General features: G+C 41.4%; 19 protein-coding genes and 3 pseudogenes. 13 read left to right on the top strand and 9 right to left on the bottom strand.

What is annotated here, in order from left to right; genetic code table 11:
• From C8D84_RS11170 to C8D84_RS11150, 5 genes and pseudogenes are all read right to left on the bottom strand, one after another.
• Window positions 1-386, bottom strand: a pseudogene (locus tag C8D84_RS11170) (transposase); the annotation flags it as partial.
• Between the two features lie 436 nt (window positions 387-822).
• Window positions 823-2406, bottom strand: a complete 1584-nt coding sequence (locus C8D84_RS11165; RefSeq protein WP_109592167.1) for a Fic family protein — start codon at window positions 2404-2406, stop codon at window positions 823-825.
• Window positions 2407-2641: 235 nt separating this feature from the next.
• Complete coding sequence (locus C8D84_RS11160) at window positions 2642-2947, bottom strand: hypothetical protein (RefSeq protein ID WP_109592165.1); 306 nt, start codon at window positions 2945-2947, stop codon at window positions 2642-2644.
• An 83-nt stretch (window positions 2948-3030) separates the two neighbouring features.
• Window positions 3031-4626, bottom strand: a complete 1596-nt coding sequence (locus tag C8D84_RS11155) for a hypothetical protein (protein WP_146192894.1) — start codon at window positions 4624-4626, stop codon at window positions 3031-3033.
• Window positions 4627-4747: 121 nt separating this feature from the next.
• Window positions 4748-5155, bottom strand: coding sequence for a hypothetical protein (locus tag C8D84_RS11150; protein ID WP_109592159.1), 408 nt, complete (start codon window positions 5153-5155; stop codon window positions 4748-4750).
• Window positions 5156-5763: 608 nt separating this feature from the next.
• Here C8D84_RS11150 and C8D84_RS11145 point away from each other — a divergent pair.
• The 3 genes from C8D84_RS11145 to C8D84_RS11135 all read left to right on the top strand — a co-directional run bounded on the left by C8D84_RS11145 (window position 5764) and on the right by C8D84_RS11135 (window position 8825).
• A complete protein-coding gene (locus tag C8D84_RS11145) occupies window positions 5764-6795 on the top strand; it encodes a hypothetical protein (RefSeq protein ID WP_109592157.1) in 1032 nt (343 codons plus the stop codon).
• Between the two features lie 367 nt (window positions 6796-7162).
• A complete protein-coding gene (locus C8D84_RS11140; RefSeq protein WP_109592155.1) occupies window positions 7163-7855 on the top strand; it encodes a VIT1/CCC1 transporter family protein in 693 nt (230 codons plus the stop codon).
• A 238-nt stretch (window positions 7856-8093) separates the two neighbouring features.
• Window positions 8094-8825, top strand: a complete 732-nt coding sequence (locus C8D84_RS11135; protein WP_109592153.1) for an IS1 family transposase — start codon at window positions 8094-8096, stop codon at window positions 8823-8825.
• Here C8D84_RS11135 and C8D84_RS11130 read toward each other — a convergent pair.
• A pseudogene (locus tag C8D84_RS11130) lies at window positions 8826-9934 on the bottom strand (IS3 family transposase). It abuts the gene before it with no gap.
• A 272-nt stretch (window positions 9935-10206) separates the two neighbouring features.
• Here C8D84_RS11130 and C8D84_RS11125 point away from each other — a divergent pair.
• Entirely contained in the window at window positions 10207-11271 is a 1065-nt protein-coding gene (locus C8D84_RS11125) for a 2,3-butanediol dehydrogenase (RefSeq protein ID WP_058023639.1), read from the top strand.
• 637 nt (window positions 11272-11908) lie between these two features.
• Here the strand turns inward: C8D84_RS11125 and C8D84_RS11120 are convergent.
• Window positions 11909-12739, bottom strand: coding sequence for a cation transporter (locus C8D84_RS11120; protein ID WP_087814222.1), 831 nt, complete (start codon window positions 12737-12739; stop codon window positions 11909-11911).
• 326 nt (window positions 12740-13065) lie between these two features.
• Here C8D84_RS11120 and C8D84_RS13790 point away from each other — a divergent pair, with 326 nt between their 5' ends.
• The 7 genes and pseudogenes from C8D84_RS13790 (at window position 13066) to C8D84_RS11085 (ending at window position 18718) form a co-directional block, all read left to right on the top strand.
• On the top strand, window positions 13066-14040 hold the full coding sequence (locus C8D84_RS13790; RefSeq protein WP_211317073.1) for an arsenate reductase/protein-tyrosine-phosphatase family protein: 975 nt from the start codon (window positions 13066-13068) through the stop codon (window positions 14038-14040).
• Window positions 14030-15091, top strand: a complete 1062-nt coding sequence (locus tag C8D84_RS11105; RefSeq protein WP_109592152.1) for an ArsO family NAD(P)H-dependent flavin-containing monooxygenase — start codon at window positions 14030-14032, stop codon at window positions 15089-15091. The genes C8D84_RS13790 and C8D84_RS11105 overlap by 11 nt, the downstream gene beginning before the upstream one ends.
• A gap of 100 nt (window positions 15092-15191) precedes the next feature.
• Complete coding sequence (locus tag C8D84_RS11100) at window positions 15192-15551, top strand: ArsR/SmtB family transcription factor (RefSeq protein WP_102076267.1); 360 nt, start codon at window positions 15192-15194, stop codon at window positions 15549-15551.
• Window positions 15552-15603: 52 nt separating this feature from the next.
• Window positions 15604-16008 (top strand): annotated as a pseudogene (gene arsC, locus C8D84_RS13895) (arsenate reductase (glutaredoxin)); the annotation flags it as partial.
• Entirely contained in the window at window positions 15988-16743 is a 756-nt protein-coding gene (gene arsH / locus C8D84_RS11095) for an arsenical resistance protein ArsH (RefSeq protein WP_227678594.1), read from the top strand. The pseudogene arsC and the gene arsH, both read left to right, overlap by 21 nt.
• Before the next feature lie 58 nt (window positions 16744-16801).
• Window positions 16802-18112 (top strand): arsenic transporter, encoded by a 1311-nt coding sequence (locus C8D84_RS11090; protein ID WP_109592150.1) that lies wholly within the window; start codon window positions 16802-16804, stop codon window positions 18110-18112.
• A 159-nt stretch (window positions 18113-18271) separates the two neighbouring features.
• Complete coding sequence (locus C8D84_RS11085) at window positions 18272-18718, top strand: MerR family transcriptional regulator (RefSeq protein WP_102076270.1); 447 nt, start codon at window positions 18272-18274, stop codon at window positions 18716-18718.
• Between the two features lie 180 nt (window positions 18719-18898).
• On the opposite strand, the gene C8D84_RS11080 is transcribed toward C8D84_RS11085, so the two are convergent.
• Both C8D84_RS11080 and C8D84_RS11075 read right to left on the bottom strand, forming a co-directional pair.
• Entirely contained in the window at window positions 18899-19888 is a 990-nt protein-coding gene (locus C8D84_RS11080) for a zinc-dependent alcohol dehydrogenase family protein (protein WP_109592148.1), read from the bottom strand.
• A gap of 138 nt (window positions 19889-20026) precedes the next feature.
• Window positions 20027-20788, bottom strand: coding sequence for an NADPH-dependent F420 reductase (locus C8D84_RS11075; RefSeq protein ID WP_407691884.1), 762 nt, complete (start codon window positions 20786-20788; stop codon window positions 20027-20029).
• An 86-nt stretch (window positions 20789-20874) separates the two neighbouring features.
• Here C8D84_RS11075 and C8D84_RS11070 point away from each other — a divergent pair, with 86 nt between their 5' ends.
• Window positions 20875-21258: a winged helix-turn-helix transcriptional regulator gene (locus C8D84_RS11070; RefSeq protein WP_095570550.1), complete on the top strand. Its 384-nt coding sequence runs from the start codon at window positions 20875-20877 to the stop codon at window positions 21256-21258.
• A 238-nt stretch (window positions 21259-21496) separates the two neighbouring features.
• Window positions 21497-22348 carry a thymidylate synthase gene (locus C8D84_RS11065; protein WP_036600623.1) on the top strand — a complete coding sequence of 284 codons (852 nt, stop codon included), beginning with the start codon at window positions 21497-21499 and terminating at the stop codon, window positions 22346-22348.
• The last annotated feature ends 58 nt before the right edge of the window (window positions 22349-22406 follow it).

The following is a 22406-nucleotide window of genomic DNA, read 5'->3' as shown; positions in this document are numbered from 1 at the left end:
TATGACGGTAGATACGCTTGTTATGACAAACTGCTATCTTGGTTGAATCAATATAGCTGATACCCGTACAGTCGCCCATCATGCTTTGCAAGTAGCTGCACAGTGGTATGATACTGCGCGGCACAAGCTCTATAAATCGCGAGTAGCTCGGCAGGTTTGGAAACTCCCGTTCCATCATGCCATGCATATGGTGGTAGTAAAAAGACTTAAACTGGTCGATACCGCAGTTGATGAAACAGTACCAAGATGGTCATAATCTCTGCTAAACTTATCTGGCATGCTCTTAGCCGTTGACGGCCCGTTGCGATTAAATGAGCGTCAAACTCAGGTTTGAATTGCTAATAAAAGTCGTCAATATGGCAGTATAGTTCGGTTAGGTTGTCCATGTAAGAAGTCCTTGTTGTGAAGTTTGTCTTGGTAAACTTACTTTAGCAACTTCGGACTTCTTTTTTTATCTTTTTTTTGAGCGCTTATCCCGAACTGGGGTTATCATAACTAAAGAAGCGAAGTAATACTCAAATACTCAAATACTCAAATACTCAAATACTCAAATACTCAAATACTCAAATACTCAAAATCATTTTGACTATCTGTATCAAGGCTTGTCAAATTACAATGGTCTGTTATCAGCAGTTCCTTTTATACAGTCTGTTTTAAGTAGTTTATTAGCGTAAATAGGGTCAAGAAAAATATTGATTACGTTTTAGGCTATGGTATTTCAGCCGAATCTTTTATAAACGAATCATTATCGCAACGATGATACTGATACTAGCTTGAGCTTGATTATCAAGGCAGACTTTCCTGCGTATAGCAGGGTTTGTTCTAACTATTCAAACCATTTGCTTCATCTTTAAAGGTTTCTACAACGACAGAGAAAATATCGTCCCAAACCTCATCATTTGTTAAAAACGGATAACCCTTAAGTAACTTATTACTTTTAGCACCCTTATTCTGCAGCATGCTGCGAATGATTCTATCGGCATAGCTGTTGGGCATCTCAATAATCTCTTTTATCGCCAGTCGTGCATGGTCATGTTGTCTTAGGTACTGTGACTCGTTATGCATCCCTTTTTCAATAACATGCGCAATCAGTCCTGATAAGTACTGAACATGAGGCGTCAGGTCCATAAAGCGCCATGCCGGTTGAATAAGGTGACTGTCTTCAAAATTTAAGTTTGAGCGAATACCATCAGGGTAAGTAATCGCTTGTTTATCAAAGCTGTAATGATCACGGATTTGCTTCATAAGGGGCACAGAGACACGGTCTAAGATTTTATCATAGGCATGACGGTCTGAGGGATGCTCAGCAATGGCTTGTGATATAGGTAGGATAATCGGCTCATGAATGACCTGGTCTCGTCTGAGGACATCATTAATCAAAAAGCGATGTACGCGGCCATTGCCATCCGCCAGCGGATGAATATATACAAAAGCAAAGGAGGCAACAGCACTACGCATCAGTGCTGACTGTCCCTCAGTCTTTTCCATAAATACCTGTAACCCTGCTAGCTTGTTAGCAATGTCATCAGCTGGTGGAGCAATATAATGCACAATTTCTTTAAAGCCATTCACCTGAGTATGCGACACAAAAACTGGTGATTGACGGATACCATACTGCTGGATGACCGTTTTACTGCCCAATATCTCTTGTTGCAATTCTGCTAGCGACTCAGGATCAAGCGGAATGTCGCCCTTGCCGGTACGCCGTGCCATCACATCGGCAAAACGTTCAATGCGTTTTAACTCTTTTCCCTCACCTTCTATAGTAAAGCTGGCTTTACTCTCTCGTAGGGTCATCCATACGGAGGCGCGCATCAGTAAGTCTTGCCCAAATTCATCGTTAAGTTTGTCAACCATCTTGGCAATATCGAGTGCAGCTGCTTGCGTAAAGGCCTCTGTTTTCACCAGCTTCGGACAGAAATGACGGGTTCCTGCTAGATTGTCATTGATACGCCAGCGAGCGTTCTTGATAACCTGCGAAGGACTTGAAGTAACCAGCTTCTTGGTATCCAAAGCATCCACATAGTTACCACCTATATTACTTGGTACCTCTAAACGCTTATCCATGAGCCATTCATATAAGAAAGCCATTCTACGGGCATAGCTGCCTGTCGGCTCAGCGTTTACCCATGCTTGCACGTCACTTGCCCCTACCTGCTCAAATAAACGAGTCAGTAACTCTAAACTCAGTACTTCATGACGCATGTGAAACTGTAAGTGCGCAATGATTGTGTCCAGTGGACGCGCGGTTTCCTGATAAGCGTTATGAATGACGTCACCGTCTTTATAGGTTTGTCTGCGCCCACCGATACTACTGCTGACATATAAAGGGGACACCAGCTCGATGCTGGCATAACGGATAAGCCATGCTGCGCCAATAGGGTCTGAGGTAGGGGTATTCATCATGAGTGGCTCAAGCGATTATAGATAAGCCATTTTGCAGAAAAGCGATTATGAATGCAATATAATGATTATTATAAATCCTTATTGCATTAAAACGATTTTATTATGACGTTGCGATGCCTTTAGATAAAGATCAAAGGGCGTAGTTTTATTTTTTTATTGTCGTATTCTCTCAGAATGTTGAGTCTCCGACAATCCCGGGGCGGTTCATGCTTTATTTTCTAAAGAGCCTTCTACATCATACTTTCAGTTTATTTGAGTCATCAGAGTTGCTTTGAGGGCTACCAACGCAGCCCCTATCTACAGCAATATCATTAATGGTTTGTTTAATATCGTTAACTGTTTCTTTAGAAGCATTATCATGGTTAGTGAATAACTTCTGATAATCCGACAGTAGACGACAATCTGCTTCGTAATCTGCGGCTATGGCAGAGTTAATAGAGGATGGTGGATAAGGTGTTTCTTGAGCTATTGATACTGACCCTATGCTACTCATTATAAGCATGGTAAGTAAGATACCAAAGCAAGTTGCTCTATTAGACATAGTATTTACTCACTCTTAGTGTATACCGATATATGCATTGATTATTGTGACTAGAACTGTCATGGAAATTAGCATAATCATTATTATTTAGCCTGAACTTTAGTGCCAGTAGATGGCTTACTATCAGGGTTTAAAGTCGTTTCACCAGAGTAATCCACACGTATTTTACATATCCAGTGCCCAACTTCGCGAATATCTTCGCGAATGGCGCAAACTGGTCCTGAAATGTTGTCCACACGCCAGTTAATAACACCAATCATCCCAAGGTTTTCTTTTTGTTCACTCCCAAAGCGATTATCATTTGCAGTTTCTAGGGCTTTTTCTTTGGTAAGATTCGCGTATGTAGAACTGTAAGTAACAGACCTACTAAAGGGGAATACCTTCCTTGGAACAGGATCTGCTAGTGGAACAGCAGTATTTGGCGGTGGTGTCGCTTCGTCATTCGTTAGTGAAGTCGGTTCATCAGTTTTTTTACTACTCAAATGCAGCTCTGATTGAGCAGCAGTATTTGATGGTGTAGTCACTTTATCTTTAGTCGGTAAAGTCGGTTTATTAGTTTTTTCACTGCTCAACTGCGGATCTGATTGAGTTGAAGGCTTAGTATTATTTAGTAGGATTTCCTGCAAGATTGCATTTTTTCTAGCATTTTCTTTATCCATCTCTACACTACTACCGCGAGAAGCTGACTCGACTCTAGCCATATCATTCACAATTTTATTGGGGAGCTGAGAAAAATAAGCTGAAAGCTCTTTATTTGCTTGTCTACGAGCTGCAGCCATTTCCTCATTGTATTCTGCTTGGCTGTTTTGAAAGTCTACTCGTACTTTACGAGCTTCAGATGAACAGCTTTTATCCTCTTGAAGATCACTTAAAAATTTCTCTTTTGTTGTTGGCTCGGCTCCACCCCAGTTTTCGCGGAAATAACCAGTGAGATCTTCTTTGCCTGGACGTTTTAGTACACCATGACCGTAAAATCCGCTAGCTATACATACAACATTAAAAGATGATCTATTAAATGGGAAAAAATCAACTATGTTACCTTCAAAAATATCACCGTTTCGCCAATAGGCTTTGACATTGCCATAAGCATAAGTACCAAGCAGTCTGTAAGATTTTGAATTTATACTATCCTCTCCAGCCCAGTTAATGGGTATTAACTTAGAATCAAACATACCCTCTAAGTAAAAACCATCACCACGGACCAATTGTCCTGGCCCTTTAATAAGACCTCCTTCTTCGGCTATACTTTTTATAATGAATCCTGGATCATTGGACGCGTCGCTATCGCCACGGACAATGACGGTAATTGGACCAGCAGCCTCAGAACCATCTTTCCTATTACGTCGAAAAGACGTTGCATAATAACCTTCAGGTACGTCAAGATTCCGATAACCCAATTCACGATTTTTATATGATCTATCAAAATATACGGTCATTCTACCATCAGCATCGCCATTGGCGTTACGACCACTCAAATAGCGTGACCCTTTACTGTCAATATATACACCTTGAGACGTTATTGGATCATAGCTAATCCAACCTGTTGGTGGATTCAATGGAGCAGGAGTTGTCGCACACCCTGTAATAGCAAGGGTGCAAAAGAACGATGAGATAATACGAGTATTCATGACAACTTCCCTATGCTTTGACAAAATAACCATCCCTGTTAGTATTTTCATACAATGCTTCTTTAACTATGTGTAAACAATATTCGCAAAGATACGTACATCATAGAATTTTTACATTTTAGAGCTAGAGAACTATATTTTCTAAACGAATATAAAATTTGATACTTTGATTTTATTGCTTGGTGTATGTGTAATTGCCAATCTTGATAGATTGATCGGATATCTCGTACGGCTGTAAATAATCTTTAGACCAGTCAAATGCATCTGGTGTTGATTGGCTATTTTTATCATAAGTAAAACTAGGGTTAACAGCATTCTCTAAAGCAGCTCTAGTTATTTTATAATTCAGCTGATTATTATCGCAAGAGGTAACTTTAAATTCAGTTATTTGTTTCGCTGCTGGACCATAGTTTTCTGAATTAACAACGACTTTAGCTTTTTGTGAATCAAAAATCCATGTACCTCCGATTGGATGCTCCCATGAACCGGAAAGGTTAGAGAAGCAATCTGCGTTCGCAGATTGAACGAAAAAAATAGTAGCAACTGCAGAAATACATAAAATATTTATATAGCTTCTCATACCGATACCTCGCGTTTAGAAAGTTAGCTATAAACTATGTAATAAATAGATAATGCTTACTAAAAAGGCATACTATTATTAAATATAATAGTATGCCTTTTTAGTAAGCATGTATATGGATATTTATCCATATACACGCTTCTATTCACTCACTTTGTTATTTATTATTTGAAGCAAAACTGGAGTGGTTTAAATAATATTGATAATAGACGGACTCAATAAAACGTGGTTGTACAGCTCGATTGGCTACATGTCATCCTTTGAGTTTGAAAAACGGTATTATGATAGTTTAACTCCATAAGAAAACAATAGTATATTAATAGATCAACTAAAGTAATTTTACAACCTTAGTCTATTTTAGGTGGTTGTTAGCTCTATTATCAGTTTAAATATATATACCTAATAGGTACACAGCTTCGTTACTATCGTCAGGGTTAAACGAGAAATTCCATTGATTATTTATAGATATAAGCCTAATATTAAATATGTAATATATTGAATATTAGGCTTATATGAAACATTAGATGCGTATTTATAATACTATAAATAACAACACAGTATTATAAATACATAGGTAGTATTACTATAAATTGAACAAGGAATGTTCTATGAATATTAAATCATCTGTTTGTCTGATAGCTATATCCAGCATTCTATACGGCTGTTCAACGGCTCCTACTTATTCTGTTCCTCCTCAGAGTGCTCCTACTATTCCTCCTGATAAAGTTGTAGGTGATGGTTCGCACCTTCTAGGTCTTCCAATGACACGTGATTTCATCACGAATCCAAGCGCTTATACTAGTGAAGCTAATACTAATTATCAAAAGGCTGTGGTTAAAGTTAGTGAGGAAATTAACGCTGGTCAAAAAACCACTAGTAATCTACCTGACAAGAAAATATTCTCTATCAAACCAGTTGGTGACGTCAAACCTAGAGCTGTCATTCTATTAAAGAAAGGTAAAATAATGGATCCAACCCAATGGACTGTTAGGAAGAAAAATATAACAGTTTGTGAGAGTTTTATGACCTTACCAATAGCCACTCCTGGCGGTTCACCAGGTTCACAGCAAGTTAGAGATAATGAAGTTATTACCTTTATGCCTGTTAACAGTATAGATAAGACAAGTATCCCATTATCACCTAAAAACTGTGAAAAATTTATTAGTGACAAAAATGGCTATGACTATGTAAGTGCCTCACAAGAGTTAGCATTTATTCTTGATGGCAAAGATGTAGGTAGATCACCTTTTTTAGCTATATATGAAAGTCCTAAAAGTCCCTACTCATCTATGGTCTTAAGTCTTGGTGAGTTAAGTCCTGGCGCTCTAAGAGTTCTGACACAAAGCTGGCCTGAACTCATTGCTAAAGTGTATCAACATGGGAATAACATAGATCCAGTAGCTGGCATAGCTACTATGCTTCTCTTTGATTCAAAGCTAAAGCAAGCTCAGAGCGATGCAAAATGGGGATACATGAAGATTGGAGTTACTGGAGCCATGTGTGGAGGTGCTTTTACGGCATCAACTATCACTCTAAATACTTTAATTGCGACGCCTGCATGCAGTAAGTTTATTCTTGATGCTGCTGATGCATTTGGTTATACCATACCTGAAAACATGTCTAAGATACTCAGATCATAAGAAGTGAGCCGCCACAGGATTATCGGAGACCAAATATTCTGAGAGAATATGACAATCCCGTGGATGTTCAGATGTGGTTTGACTTTTACCGTCAGATTGCGTAACTAAAATCTCCCAAGTTTAATTATACGGATTTGACGGCAGGGGTCAGGATCCACTACCTAATAAGTTATAGTGCAGATTGTATAGGTTAACTGATCTCTAATATCGCTCTCAAATTCGGAACTGAATCTTTAACTTGATTAAAATTTGAACAATTCTTGAAGCCTTGAAAGCCCTATAGAATCAGAGAACTTAGCATAGATTTCTTATTGATTTTATCGCCAGCATACTTTTTAGAACACCACCGTATTTTTTGAGGATGTCTATGTCATACTCTATTCACGATGAGCCGCACCTAAGTAACCGGAGTCAATGGCTCAGAGCAGCGGTACTTGGCGCCAATGATGGACTCATTTCTACCGCCAGTTTACTGGTTGGTGTTGCCGCCGCAAACGCGAGCAGCCAAACCTTATTACTGACAGGATTGGCGTCACTGACTGCAGGGGCTTTATCGATGGCGGCTGGTGAGTATATCTCTGTGTCCTCACAAGCAGATACTGAAAAGGCTGATTTAAAAAAAGAGCTTTACGAGCTGGCGCATAATCCTGAGCGGGAGCTTGTCGAGCTGACAACAATTTATAAGCAGCGTGGACTTGATCAAGACTTAGCACACCAAGTTGCTGTCGCCTTAACTGAGCACGATGCACTTGAGGCTCATGCTCGTGACGAGATAGGGCTAACTGAAATCAGTCAAGCAAAGCCCCTGCAAGCTTCCATTGCCTCCGCATTGGCCTTTAGTACTGGTGCCATATTTCCTGTCATCGGCATCTTGGTGTTTCCAGCCCAGATCCTTGTTTGGTCATTGGCCGCGCTGACCATAGTCGGCTTAGTCCTACTTGGCATGGTATCGGCGCGCTTGGGCGGTGCACCCACTCTCCCTGCTGTCACTCGCGTCGTCGTGTGGGGTGTATTGGCCATGGTCGCAACATCACTTATTGGGCGATTACTTGGGGTGTAGCAGATTCAATTTAAAAGTATGACAGTTTTATTTTCAAATGACTAGAACGGTTTAGAGCCCAGTTTATTTTTAGCGCTCATTACTTTTTCGTAACGCATCCTAGAACGATACGTCTGTATCAGCGCGCGTTTGTAAGTAAAGACCTATTAAGGTATTCAAAAAGTGGTGGTGTGTCAGAAAGTATGCTGAGGAGATGAAAGGAGGGTGACAGCCAAAGCAAGATGATATATTTGAGGTTATGAAGACACAAATACAGATCAATTGCCCCGACTGTCACAGTCCCAGTTTTTCGATACACGGCAAAAAAAGCTATGGCAAGCAGAACTATCAATGTAAGGACTGCAAACGCCAGTTTATTGGCGATCATGCCCTAACTTATAACGGCTGTCACTCTAGAATAGAAGATAAAATACGGCTAATGACAGTGAGAGGCTGTGGCGTCAGAGACATTGCTATTATAGCCTCAGTTAGCATTGGTAAAGTGCTTAGCACCATAGGCTCATCTGTTTATAAGATTGCGCCTAAGAAGCGCTATTATGAACGCTTAGAGGTTGATGAGTTTTGGACTTACGTGTATCGCAAGAAGCGTAAAGTTTGGCTTATTTATGCTTATGACCGCGCTACCAATGAGATTGTCGCTTATGTCTGGGGCAAACGTGACCTGAAAACAGCTAAGAAGCTAAGAGCCCGTCTTAAACAACTGAAAGTCAGCTATGGCTCTATTAGCATGGATAACTGGGATAGCTTTATAACCGCATTCAAGCCTGACAAGAAACAAATCGGCAAGCAGCATACGGTAGGCATAGAAGGTAATAACTGTCGCCTTAGGCACCGATTGCGACGAGCCGTTCGAAAGACCTGCTGCTTCTCAAAGAAGTTTGATAACCACTTTAAGGTGTTTGATTTGGTATTCTTCTATGTCAATGACCCCTGCCGTCAAATCCGTATACATAAACTTGGGAGATTTTAGTTACGCAGCTTGACGATAATAATCAAACCACATCTGTCTTGGCGATTTATAGCTCAAGCCCTTTTGAATCCTAGTCTGGTTGTAATATAGCTCGATGTATCTAATGATATCGGTAATGGCGGCAAATCTAGTTTTATAATCCTTATGATATACCAACTCATTCTTCAATATGCCCCAGAAGCTTTCTATTGGAGCATTGTCGAAGCAATTACCTTTAGCGCTCATTGAACCTGTAAACTGATGCTGCTTAACGATCTTGTGGTAGGCATGGCTGCAATACTGGCTGCCTCTGTCAGAGTGAACGATTAGCCCTTTGTTTGGACGTTTATTCCTGATGGCCATGTTCAATGCGCGACAGACCAAATCTGCGGTCATGCGTTTGTTAATAGCGTAACCGACCAGCTCTTTGGTATATAAGTCTTTGACTCCCGCTAAATACAACCAGCCCTCATGTGTCCAGATATAAGTAATATCGCTTACCCATGCTTGGTTAGGGCGATTGGTGTCAAACTTCTGATCGAGCACGTTTGGATAGACCAGTTTGTGATGATTAGAGTCAGTGGTGACTTTAAAGCGCTTATGACGACGGCATTTGATGCCGTGTTCCTCTTTGATGCTTCTGACCATGTATAGACTAATATCATACCCTTGCTCGGTGAGCGTTGCATGCAGACGCTCAACACCATAGCGCTCATGAGTCTCACTATGAGCGGCTTTAACTAGTAGCTCGCACTGATTACGGTGTACCTGCTGACAGCTGATATCACGACTCAGCCAGTCGTAGTAGCTCGATGGTTTAACGCTAAGTACGCGGCACATCCTACTGATGCTAAAGATTTGCTGGTTGTCTTTGATAAAGGCGTACTTTACTAACTGTTTTTCGCGAAGTACGCCGTCGCCTTTTTTAAGATCTCGCGCTCCTATTCGGCAACTTTAAGCTGTCGCTTTAGGCGTTTTACCTCTTCAAGCGCACTCATAAGTTCAGGGTCATACTGCTTTGTTCCTACAAGCTTGCCTTGATTGGCTTTGTTATGCCAATTTGAGAGCGTTTGCATCTCTATTTCGAGCTGCTGAACAGTTGCACTCAAGTTACGATTGTTGTCTGTTATCTTTTTGACAGCTTCTACTACAAATTGACTGCCATGTTATGCCCTTTTAATGCCATAAATCTGATATCGTTCTCTTAGGCTTATATGTGTGTAGCTCACGGTTGCAATCTTGCTTTGGCAGTGGATAATGATTTTGAGGTTAGGGCATCTATGCCTATTTTTTATCTGCTCAGCCAAATATTTACAATCATCCATTATGGCTACGTTTGATGCCAGCATAATTTTTGATGCACCATCCAATATTTTTTTAATGACAATCAAAGGAGATTTATATGAAAGCGGCACGTTTTTATGACAAAGGCGATATTCGTATTGAAGATATTCCAGAGCCTACTGTAGAGTCGGGTACCGTTGGAATCGATGTCGCTTGGTGTGGCATCTGTGGTACCGACTTGCATGAGTTTATGGAAGGTCCTATTTTTATTCCCCCTTGCGGTCATCCTCACCCAATCTCAGGAGAGTCTGCCCCAATCACTATGGGTCATGAATTCTCAGGCGTCGTTTATGCTATTGGTGAGGGTGTTGATGATATTGAGATCGGTCAGCATGTCGTGGTTGAACCATATATTATCGCTGATGATGTTTCTACCGCGCCTGGTGAGAATTATCACTTATCAAAAGATATGAACTTCATTGGTCTTGGTGGTCGCGGTGGTGGTTTGTCTGAAAAAATTGCGGTCAAGCGCCGCTGGGTACATCCTATCTCTAATAAAATACCATTAGATCAAGCAGCCTTGATTGAACCGTTAGCCGTTGGCTATCATGCTTTTGTGCGCAGTGGCGCCAAAGCAGGTGATGTTGCTTTGGTCGGTGGCGGTGGTCCGATTGGATTGTTATTGGCGGCAGTTTTAAAAGCCAAAGGCATTACCGTCATTCTCACTGAATTGAGTACCAAGCGCAAAGAGAAGGCTAAAGAAAGTGGGATTGCCGATTACATTTTAGATCCGACTGAAGTAGATTTGACTGAAGAAGTCATGATGCTTACGGATAACCGCGGTGTGGACGTGGCTTTTGAATGCACCAGCGTCAATAAGGTATTGGACTCGCTGGTTGAACTTACTAAACCTACTGGTGTGGTTGTGATTGTCTCTATCTGGAGCCACCCAGCTTCCGTAAATGTACATAGCGTAGTCATGAAGGAGCTCGATGTACGTGGGACTATTGGTTATGTAAACAATCATCAAGAAACCATCAAATTGGTCGAAGATGGCTTAGTGAACCTTGAGCCCTTTATTACTCAACGTATCAAATTGGATGACTTGATTGCTAAAGGCTTTGAGACTTTAATTCACAACAATGAATCAGCAGTGAAAATTATTGTGAACCCGAACCTGTAAATAGTAAGGCAAGGGATATCCGGCTAGCTAGGTGGTTTTAATCCGTACGTTAGAATTTACCAAACCTCAAGTTGCCCAAATCTACCTAGGAAGCCTTAGACACACTGATCCCTGCTGTCAATCCCGTACACTTAAACTTGGGAGATTTTAATCAGACAACTGGCGGAAGTTTTTTAGGGTATACCCTAGCGAACCAGTCAAGTGCTTTCACTGGTTCGGTTCCCTAGTGAGGACTTGAATCTTTGGCTGTGAGCTAATGGTATTAAGGTTTCAACTTGCTGAGATAGCCACAGTGTACTTCATGATGTACTTACCATAGATATTCTATCTATGATCGGTGCGCTAGTGAGGACTTGAAGAGACCATCCCAGATTCTGTGTAACTGACGTTTAGATTAAATACTTACACAAAATTTAGGAAGGTCTCCCAGATTCTTATCAAAGACTTCATCATCTATTATTCGCCAAACGGCAACTTGCTGATGGTCTTTGGTGGTGACTAGATTTAAAGTTTGTTCAATCATTGCTTGAGGTCTCATATCCTTATGATGTTTATTTGCTTCAAACCCAGTTACTTTACACTTAGCGGTTTAATTAAGCTACTTACTTGAGCTATTTGCTTCAGTTATTAGGCTTGGCTACTTACTCAACTTCAATATTCTAAAGGCGCCCTGAATAACTAAAGCAAATACGATGCTACCAATAATCAAATCAGGCGTACTAGAGTGTAACCAATTAACCAAAATCCCTGCAACAATTACCCCTAAATTGATAATCACATCGTTTGAAGTGAAAATCATACTGGCTTGCATATGGGCTTCTTCTTTGCTTTTCGATTTTTGTAGTAAATAGAGGCAAATCGAGTTTGCAATTAGCGCAAGAATCGATATGACTATCATGGTAGAAAAGTCAGGTAACTGCTCATTGCCAAAGAAACGTCTTAGTACTTCTAAAAAACCAAGAATCGCTAGCGTAATTTGAAAATATCCGGCAATTCTAGCAATCCGTTTTTTCTTAATGACCGTTCCACCGACCGCAAATAAGCTAATTCCGTACACGAAGCTATCTGCTAACATATCTAAGCTGTCGGCGACCAACCCCATCGAACGAGAAATCAGTCCCGTGCTCATTTCAATAATAAAGAAAGCAAAGTTAATGACCAGCACTATCCATAGTAGCTTTCTTTGCTCAGCATCTTTTTTGTGACTAGAGTCAGCATCAATTTTAAAATTATTGTTGGGATCAGAGGGGTCAATGGTTTCGGTCGAGAGTAGGGTGTCTCCTAATTTTAGGTCATGAATAGCAGTCTCTATCCCTTCTATATTGTCATGATGAAACACAGTTAATTGACGGTTAGGAATGTCGAACTCAAGATGTTCAATATTCGAGTGGCCCTCTAATTTCATTCGGATTAGGTTTTCCTCCGAAGGGCAGTCCATCTTCGATATTTTAAAAGTTGTTTTATTCATAGCTACATTTATATCCGGGTGGTGGTTCAAATGCCCAGCCTGTCTAAGTGACAATATAAAGAAAAATGGTTTCAAAAGCTATACCCTAAAGTGCATCGTAAACAGTTATACATGAGCTAGCTATTTCAATTAAAAGCTTACAGGCTATATCATAGTAAATCCTAAATATATCGAGCTAGAATTGACGGACAACTTAAAGCTAATGTCAGGATAGTCTTGATTTATCTCATTATGTCTATATTATTAGACATATAGAAACAATTAATACTATACTTTTAAAAAAAGTTCGATGAAAATGTTTATGTGATTTGTGCATTAGAATCCTGATGAACCATCTGATTGGTATAGATAATTTATATTATCAAGCATATGTCGCATGTTTATCAAAGCAAGCAAATCAATCGTGTGTATTTACAGGGCTTACTATGAAAAACATCCTATTTCTTTGTGTCGCTAATTCGGCCCGAAGCCAAATCGCTGAAGGATTGGCCAGATATTATCTGCCAGAAAGCATCCAGGTTACGAGCGCTGGATCTATACCATCTAACCTTAATCCTTATGCCATTAAGGTGATGGCAGAGTTAGGTATTGATATCAGTCAACAACATGCCAAAGCAGTTGAGGAGCTAGACACCCACCTTGTAGATGCTGTTATAACTCTGTGTGCTGAAGAGGTCTGTCCTATTTTTTCAAGAGATGTTCAACGGCTGCACTGGCCGCTAATCGATCCTGCAATTGGTTCAAGTTCGTCAGACGAAGCACTTGAGCGTTTTAGAATGGTGAGAGATCAGTTGCGACAACGAATTTTAGTATTGGCGGAGCTAATAAAAATGCCATCTGGTATCGATTCTATAGAGTCTCATACTAGTATTCGAGTCAATGATTTAGCGAAGAGTACGGCGTTTTATAGCTGGTTATTAAACACGTGGCCAAAAGAGTGGACCCATCGATATGCGACCTTTATTCGCCCAGACCTAAACTTGAATATGGTTCTGGTCGTCTCTGATGGTAAAGAGCTTAATCATGACACGCTTTATCATTTAGGGGTAAATGTGAATAACCAGCAAGAAGTTATTGATGCTTTTTTTAGCGCAAAAGATGCTGGCTTAACTGTTTTTAAACCACCGAGAACCACTTGGAAAGGCACACCGTTACATGAATTATGGCTAAAAGACCCTGATGGTAATCTAATCGAGATTTATGCACGTCTAACAGATACAGAGATTTTAACAAAACCCCAAAATGAGCAGCCTACTTTTTTAGTAGCAGGAACTGATACTGAGGATAGTGATGTCAACTAAGATATTTGACGTGATAGTAATTGGCGGCGGTCAAGCAGGTTTGGCGGTAGGGTATTACCTGAGACGTGCTAAGCTTGATTTTATTATCCTCGATAATCAAATCCAAAGTGGTGGAGCGTGGCGTCATACTTGGCCATCACTAAGGTTGTTTTCTCCAGCAGTAATGAGCTCATTACCTGGTAGGCTCATGCCAAAGGCTAAAGATAATGAATACCCGCATCGAGATGAGGTGCTCAGTTATCTTGCTGATTATGAGCAGCACTACCAGCTGCCTGTGTATCGACCATATCAGGTGACCAATGTACAACGAGATAGTGAACACAACTGTTTGCGAGTGACGGATGGAAAATTTACTTGGTTGGCTAAAGCAGTGGTTAATACGACAGGTACATGGAGTCATAGCGTTATACCAACGCTTGAGGGTCAAGAGATGTATCGCGGTGAGCAGTGTCATTCTGCAAACTATGCGGGTATTGAGACGTATAAAGGCAAGCGGATACTGGTAGTCGGTGGCGGCAATTCTGGCGCGCAAATTTATGCTGAGCTAGCTGAGGTTGCCGATGTAAGCTGGGTCACGCGTGAGCCGCCATTATTTTTAGCAGATGATGTCGATGGTCGCGTATTATTTGAGAGAGCTACGGCTCGGATTATGGGTAATAATGGAGATGCACCGGTGGGCGGAATTGGTGACATTGTTATGGTGCCTCCAGTGAAAGCGGCTCGTGATAAAGGTATTTTAAAAGCGGTGTCTATGTTTAGCCGATTTACTGAGCAAGGTGTCGTGTGGAACGATGGACGTGAGGAACAAATCGATGCGGTGATCTGGTGCACTGGGTTCAAACCAGAGCTTGACCATATAGCCAATTTGGGTGTGCTAGAGGATGATGGTAAGGTAGAAGTAAAACAAGGCCAATCTATAAAAGAGCCTCGTTTATGGCTATTTGGCTATGGTGATTGGGCAAGTCCAGGTTCAGCTACTTTAATTGGTGCTGGACGTAGTGCTAGAGAAAATACTCCCGCTTTGATTGATTTTGTGCAAGGGGTTTCTTAATACTCAACTCGATTTAGACAGTTATAGCTTGAGAAAGCCAGTTTATGAAGACCTCATAAAATATCTTGATTTATTTTTATATGTCTATATTATTGGACTTATGGAAATAATAAATGCTACTGCCAGCTTTGCTGCGCTCTCTCAAGAAACTCGATTAAAAGCTTTTAGACTTTTGGTTAGTCATGAGCCTGATGGTCTGCCTGCTGGTGAAATCGCTCGCAATCTTGGTGTGCCACATAATACGATGTCGGCTCATTTAGCCGTGCTTGCCCGGGCAGGATGGGTAAGCTCACAACGACAAAGCCGCCAGATTATTTATCGTGCGTCTCTTACGCATGTCGAAGATGTCATTCAATTCTTGTTAAAAGACTGCTGTGCAGGTCACCCAGAGTTATGTGGCTCTCTTTTGGACAGCTTGAGTGCCTGCGATATCAACCCATCCGACAAACCCAACAGCTAAGCTACTATTCTTTTAAGAATACAAACCCTTCTAACACTATAAAAAGGTCGTTATGACACCTATCATTTTTCACAACCCTAATTGTGGTACGTCTCGCAATACCTTGGCCATCATGAAGGCTTCAGGCGAGCAACCGAACGTCATTGAATACCTCAAAACACCGCCTACTCGTGAATATTTGATTGAGCTGTTAGGATTGATGAAACTTTCACCGCGTGAGCTTCTACGCCGTAAAGGTACGCCTTATGATGAGTTAGGTTTAGACGACCTTGTATTGTCTGATGATAAGCTTATTGATGCAATGATGGCGCATCCTATTTTGATAAACCGTCCTATTGTGGTGACTGATAAAGGCGCAGCATTATGCCGACCTTCAGAGCGGGTATTTGAGCTATTGCACCATCCAGTGAGTCGTTTTACCAAAGAAGATGGCGAAATCGTCCAATCTACTAAAGACAACAGTCTAGACCTCTCTGTCGATTTAACGGAGTTACCAAATATAGATGCAGTAGAGCTGCAGCCGATTGATATTGATGCTCTGATTGGTGCAAATGATCCCCGTCATCCACCAAGAATATTGGTGCTATACGGCTCTTTACGTGAACGCTCGTTCTCTAAATTAGCAAGTGAAGAAGCGAGTCGGATATTGCGTTGGTATGGTTGCGAGGTGCGTACCTTTGATCCTACGGGTTTACCATTGCCTGATAGTACTGATGCTAATCATCCGAAAGTACAAGAGTTACGTGAGCTAGCAGCGTGGTCTGAGGGCATGCTATGGGTTAGCCCTGAGCGCCATGGCAGTATCACTAGCATCATGAAAGCGCAGATTGATTGGATTCCACTGTCATTAGGTGGCGTTCGACCGACTCAAGGTAAGACGCTTGCAGTGATGCAGGTCAGTGGCGGCAGTCAGAGCTTTAATACCGTCAATCAGCTGCGTATCTTGGGGCGCTGGATGCGTATGATTACCATACCCAATCAGTCGTCTGTTCCGAAAGCTTTTTTAGAGTTTGATGACAATAATCGTATGCTTAATTCGCCTTTATATCAGCGTATCGTTGATGTGTGTGAGGAATTAGTGAAGTTTACGTGGCTCACACGTGGTCGCTCCACTTATCTAACCGATCGTTATTCTGAGCGCGTAGAGAGTCGTGAGGAAGTATCACAGCGTGTAAATCAAAAATCACTCTAAACTCAAGCGTATCTAACGTTAACCTTCTCTAATACCATTGTTTTATTAAGGCACCTTTATGCTCGCATTAGCGATTTTTATTGTCACTTTGACTTTAGTCATATGGCAGCCAAAAGGACTGGGTATCGGTTGGAGTGCAATGGGCGGCGCAGTAGTTGCCCTGCTTCTAGGGGTGGTGCAATTATCAGATGTGGCTATCGTCTGGAATATCGTCTGGGATGCCACCTTTACCTTTGTCGCGCTTATCATCATCTCATTGATATTAGATGAGGCTGGATTTTTTGGCTGGGCAGCATTGCATGTTGCAAGATTAGGTAATGGTCAAGGTCGGCGACTGTTTCCCATGATTGTTATTTTAGGCGCATTCATTGCTGCCTTTTTTGCTAATGATGGGGCGGCGTTATTGCTTACTCCTATTGTCATTGCCATTTTGCTGCGCCTTGATTTTGCACCCAAATCAGCTTTAGCCTTTATCATCGCTACTGGCTTTATTGCCGATACCGCAAGTCTGCCATTAGTAACGTCTAATCTAGTCAACATCGTTAGCGCTAATTATTTTGATATTGGTTTTGGTCGCTATGCAGCAGTCATGGTGCCAGTGAATATCGTATCTGTTATCTCAACGCTACTGATATTATGGCTTGTCTATGCGCGACATATTCCGAAGCATTATTCAATGGATAGTCTAAGCTCACCGCAATCTGCTATCAAAGACCCTTTGGTTTTCCGAGCGGCCTTCCCAGTATTGGCCTTATTACTCATCGCTTATTTTGCCACTGAGTCATTGGGACTAGTGATTTCGTTGGTGACTAGTATCGCAGCACTAGTGCTAATAGCAATCGCAGGCCGCTGGTGGCAAGGTGGTCGTGGTACCAAGCTTTCCGTGACCCATGTCCTACGCAAAGCGCCATGGCAAATCGTGTTGTTTTCAATCGGTATGTATTTAGTGGTTTATGGCTTGGGTAACGCAGGACTCACGGCATATGGCGCGCAAATACTAAACTGGTTAGGACAGCAAGGTAACGTCATTGCGACGGTCGGAACAGGCTTTCTATCAGCTATCATCGCCTCAGTCATGAATAATATGCCGTCAACGCTTATAGGAGCGCTGGCGATTGATAGCGCCCAAGTTCCCGCTGCAACGCGCGAGTTGATGATTTATTCCAATATTATTGGTAATGATTTAGGGCCAAAATTCACCCCAATTGGTAGCTTAGCAACCTTGTTATGGTTACATGTACTGGCGGAAAAGGATTATAAAATCAGCTGGGGTCAGTATATGAAGATTGGCTTATTCATAACACCGCCAGTACTACTCGTAACGCTTTTAGCTTTAGTATTTTGGTTGCCTATGTTACCCAGTGTTTAAGTAAGCGGTCATTCTTATAGTACGGTGCCTGTATAGCGCACCGATCATGTTCCCACAACAGAGTTTATGACGTTGGATGTCAGAAATCAGTTCTTACTGGTTCTATTTAGGTATAATTATTTAAAACTAGATAAAAATTATATTTTTAAGGTATATGGTATGGAATCTGATACATCATTCTTATTAATAGGAGCTTTAGCAGCCCAAGCTAACACAACCAAAGATACTATTCGTCATTACGATGAGATGGGGTTACTGAAATCTCGAAAACGCCAAGCAGGATCACGCCTATACACTGAATTTCATCCTGAATGTATTGAGCGTATTAAAATGATTAAAGGCGCACAAGCTATCGGTTTTACTCTTAATGAATTTAAAAGACACCTAAATGATCATTTCAATGGCACTCTCAATATTGATAAAGATTTAATTACTATTTCCAAAAAACTTACTGAAGCGAAACGTCAAAAAACTGAGATCATCAATACTATTAACCGGCTTAGTGCTTATTATATTATTCTAGAAGAAATAAAGTCAGACAATATCGGCTTCATTTCTAAATCTGAATGGGAAAAGCGAATAGCGGCGCAGCTCTGCTTAACCTGAATCGCACCGATCATGAATAGAATATGTATGTTAAGTACACCATGAAGTACACTGTGAATATTTCAGCGATTTAAAACGTTGATAACATTAGCCCGCAGCTTAGCATTCAAGTCCTCACTAGGGAACCGAACCAGTGAAAGCACCTGACTAGTTCCCTTGAGGTATGCCTCTAGAAATTTCCTATAGCGTCACAACAATTTTGCCAACCTGTGTGTTGGATTCCATATAGCTGTGAGCTTCCGCCATCTCTTCAAAAGCGAATGTCCGATTAATAATAGGACGCAGCTCGCCATTGGCAAGGCCATGATTGATGAAATTCTTTGCCTGTTCCAGCTTGTCCAGATCGCCAGTAATTTCAAAAAGCTCATAGCCACGCAGCGTTAAGTGCTTGCTCAATATATCCATGACCGGAACGGGAATATCGCGGTTATCCAGTGCACCGTACTGAAAGAAGATTCCTTGCATGGACAGCGTTTGAAGAATTTTCCCAGCATCGGGACCTCCCACAGGATCGAACGCCATGCGTGCACCTTTGCCGTCAGTGAGCGCCATTACCTCGCTAATCAGATCTTGCTCTTGCGTTGCAATCACGTGCACAGCTCCGGCGTCAAGCAATGCCTGTCTTTTCTTGCTGCTGCGCGTCAAGGCTATCGGTGTCGCTCCAACCATATTCGCAATCTGGATTGCGGCTAGTCCCACGCTGCTTGAGGCTGCCCCGATCAGTACGGTTTCGCCCGCTTCAAGCTTACCAAATTCGATCAAGGCGCCGTAGGCAGTAACAAACATCATCCACGTTGCCGCAGCCTCGATAAAGGACAGATTTTCTGGATGCTTAACCACCGCATGCGCGGGCGCATTAACCAACTCGCCATAAAGACCGTAGTCAGCAAACGAAAAAGCGGGCACCACACTGACTATATCGCCAACCACAAACTCGGTCACGTCCGGCCCGACGGCTTCAACAATACCAGCTGCTTCATAGCCTAAAACAGCGGGAAACTGCGGCTCAATGACGTACTGTCCAGTTCGATACATAATTTCGGCACGATTAATACCAAGGGCTTTCACACGTATCTGAACCTCTTTGGTTTTGGGAGCAGCGACGTCGACATTATCGATTTGAAGAACGTCAGGACCGCCAGTTCGGTGAAAACGAATGATTTTGGACATAAGATTTGTTCCTATTGATAAATGGAAATAATTATTGGGTTACAATTTGAGAATTAGGTGCTCGCCATAATAGGCATGGTGTTCAGGCAATATCCGATCTCTGTTAAAGCATTTAGCTTCTATCCATAGAGTAATATTTTACATAAATAGGGCACGACTTAAACGTACAGCATAGTCAGCATCAGGATTTGTCTTACTATCGCCCATTCGCTCAGAGATAGCTTCGACAGATATATCTCTTCTTTTAGGGAGGCGTTTTTTTTCTGCCATTGAAAGTGCAGAACCAAGCTCCTCATAAGTCAAGTCAGTACAATAAGATGGTGAGCCAGGCTGTTGTCTCCACGACTCTGCAAGCGTTCCAGAATATCTTGCATCGAATCCCGTTTGTTGAACAAGCATCATTCCGATCTCTTTATGTTCCTCATTATCAGCAGCAACAGGAATCGCAATGCGATCAACGCTATTGACGGGAGATGATTTTTCGGCGAAAGAATGGGAACCAATAGCATTCCATGCCTTGACTACTGACCTACCTAATATCTCTGTTACCCACAAACTTTCAACTTGACCCTCATCAATACTTTCTATTCGATCATCTCGAAGAGGATAGTAATTCGAAGTATCGACAACGATTGTTTTAGCTGGAAGTTTTCTAATGAGAGGTGCGATATCTGGAATCCGCATTAGTGGGATAGACAATATAACGACATCGGCATCTGCTACTGCTTCCTCAGTCGTTGCAGGCTGCGCTCCATTTATCAGCAAATCAGCTTCGATAGATTGTGGACCTCGTGAATTGGCTACTTTTACCTGATGACCCGCTTCACTTAATCTTATTACTAATGTTTTTCCAATATGACCGGTGCCAATAATTCCAATTTTCATAGATAAATGCCTCACTATTGATTTGCTAATTAAGATATACTTAAACTTACTAAATAACAAGAACCTACCAAAAAGTATGGTACACACCAAAAGGTAAGTATATGAGTGAACGAGATTGGCATTGCGAAGATCCGAAACAACAGCTTATTTGGGCTGCGGCAACGAGTGAGACACTTAGAGTCCTAGAAGGGAAATGGAAAATGGTGATTATCTGTCAACTGTTTGCAGCAAAATGCCCCCTACGTTTCTCTGAGCTTGAGCGACGTATAGATGACATAAATCAAAAAATGCTGATCCAACAACTTAAGCAACTTGAGAAAGATGGTATTGTAGAGCGAACGGTTTACCCGCAAGTGCCACCTAAGGTTGAGTATCATTTGACTAAAATGGGTATCGCTTTGGGACCGTCAATGGAGGCTTTGATCGATTGGGCATTCTTACGACGTGAACAACTTATTCAAGAAGACAAAAAAGAAAGGAGTTAACGTATAAAGGTACATCATGGTAAATGGTTTTAGATAGAATGATTCGGTTTCATTGGATCCATTGGGGCATAGCCTGTTGATAAGTTATTAAGACAATTAGTTGTTACGAACAGGTTTGTACAATTGAGCCTTGAAACTTTATAATGCTCAATGAAATCAAAAGGTAAAATGTATTGTCCACGCAGTTCAACAAAAATCACCTTTTGAGATAAGTTTGTAGTCCAACTAAGGTTATTGAATGAAACAGTATCTAGATTTATGTCAACGTATAGTTGATGAGGGTGTATGGGTCGAGAATGAACGGACTGGAAAACGCTGCTTAACCGTTATTAATGCTGATTTAAACTACAATGTAGGAGCTAATGAGTTTCCCTTAGTAACTACTCGAAAGAGTTATTGGAAAGCAGCTATCGCAGAATTATTAGGGTATCTACGTGGTTATGATAGCGCAGCTCAGTTTCGAGCTATTGGATGTAATACATGGAACGCTAATGCCAATGAAAATGAAGCTTGGTTAGCTAATCCTTATCGTAAAGGTAAGGATGATATGGGCCGAGTTTATGGTGTACAGGGGCGCAGGTGGCGTAATTCAGTAGGAGAGGAGTTTGACCAGCTTCATAAGATCTATGATAACTTGCGAAACGGTATTGATGACCGAGGTGAAATTCTAACCTTCTACAATCCAGGTGAGTTTCATATGGGATGTTTACGTCCTTGTATGCATACTCATACATTTTCGTTGTTAGGTGGCAAGCTTTATTTGACTTCATCACAACGTTCATGTGATGTACCATTAGGTCAAAATTTTAATCAGATTCAAGTGTTTACCTTACTAGCTCTCATGGCTCAAATTACGGGCCACGAGGCCGGAAAAGCTTATCATAAGATCGTAAATGCACATATTTATGAAGATCAATTACAATTAATGCGTGACGTGCAATTAAAACGCGAACCGTATCCAGCCCCTAAACTTCACATTAACCCTGAAATTAAGTCTCTCGAAGATATTGAGACATGGGTAACATTGGACGATTTTGAAGTGGAAGGGTATCAGTATCATGAGTCTATCGCGTATCCATTCTCAGTTTGATACAAATATAAATTAAAAGTTAAGAAAGATGATAAATTTCTGTTAGGCATAAAGTATT

It is taken from the genome of Psychrobacter immobilis, assembly GCF_003148585.1.
GTDB classification, from domain to species: Bacteria; Pseudomonadota; Gammaproteobacteria; order Pseudomonadales; family Moraxellaceae; genus Psychrobacter; species Psychrobacter immobilis.
Note: the sequence above shows the minus strand (reverse complement) of the source record. Positions and strands in the feature narration are given on the sequence as shown.